Below are 1,147 nucleotides of genomic sequence, written 5' to 3'. Positions count from 1 at the left end.
AAACCATTCATGACCGATAAAAATACCGGGCTAATTGAAACAGGTTTAAATGCCCTGCCGCCGGTTTTATTGCATGTAGATGGCTTTAGGTATTTCGCCCACCCGCATAATAGAATGACCATTTACGCGCATATCAGGTCGACTCCATCTGTTGAAGAATGGTTTAAACAATTAAAAGCTATCCTTAGGATCAGGAAAACATTGGTGCCGCATATTACAATTGCCCGGGATATCCCTGAGAGTGATTTCGATGTACTTTGGCCAAACTTTCAGCATAAACAAATGATGGAACCCTTCTGGATAAACGAGCTAAAGATTGTAAAACGCGAAACCTTCGGCTATTCGCCTAAATGGGAACCTTTTAAAATATTCAGGTTTAAAAACCCGGCAGGGCTTGAGCACAACATGCAAACACTTATTAAAAAACACATTCAACCGGGAACCCGGAATCAGATAAATCTTTTTTAAAAACCAAAACCTTATCACTATTTTTTTTTAAACCTAAACCTTATCACTTTCGATAACCACATTTTATTAATCCTAAAAAAATCACAGTAATGAAAAAAATCTACTTAACGGCTATTATAGCTGTATTCCTTACTTTATCAGCAAAAGCACAGAAACTGGAAAAACCAGACATTGACAAGATTAAGGGTGATACTACCTGGAAAACATCAGATGAACGTATTTATACCCAGCTTGGCCTGGTCACCGGGCGGCTACTTTATGCATACATGGAAAAAATAGGCACAAGCTATGTGCTGGCGTTCAGGATAGACAACGTGAATGGTCCCCGTATATTTTCTATAGGCACCGAAAATGTAACCAATATTAAATTTACCGATAACAGCGTTCTTGACCTGGCTCCCGCAGTAGGTGGTGATTCGCATGTAAGCTATAATACAAATGCCACCCGGGTTATTGATTTAATATTCTACAACTTATCAAAAGAAGATATTGAAACATTAAAATCAAAATCTATATCAATCATCAGGATCTCAACCAACGGGGCCGGGAACTTTGATTATGAGATAAAACCTAAAAATTCTGACCTGTTAAAAAAAGAACTTGCGCTGATATTAACCAAATAAGGTAATGAGCATGTAGTAAATGGCACCTCTCGGTGGCAAAGGCTACGAAATATTCT

2 protein-coding genes are annotated in these 1,147 nt (G+C 38.1%); both read left to right on the top strand.

Features of this window, described 5'->3' with window-relative positions:
- On the top strand, positions 1-468 hold a 468-nt coding region (locus AC1DPZ_RS27705; protein WP_477409589.1), incomplete at its 5' end, for a 2'-5' RNA ligase family protein.
- Positions 469-557: 89 nt separating this feature from the next.
- Entirely contained in the window at positions 558-1,091 is a 534-nt protein-coding gene (locus AC1DPZ_RS27700; RefSeq protein ID WP_477409587.1) for a hypothetical protein, read from the top strand.
- Positions 1,092-1,147 lie beyond the last annotated feature (56 nt).

The organism is Mucilaginibacter sp. P4_G9 (assembly GCF_056400985.1).
The sequence above is the reverse complement of the archived record's forward strand: the minus strand, read 5'-3'. Positions and strand labels throughout refer to the sequence as shown.

Bases quoted from the DNA above. Each gene is read 5' to 3' on its own strand.
- AC1DPZ_RS27700 (WP_477409587.1), top strand. From the start codon at position 558: ATGAAAAAAATCTACTTAACGGCTATTATAGCTGTATTCCTTACTTTA.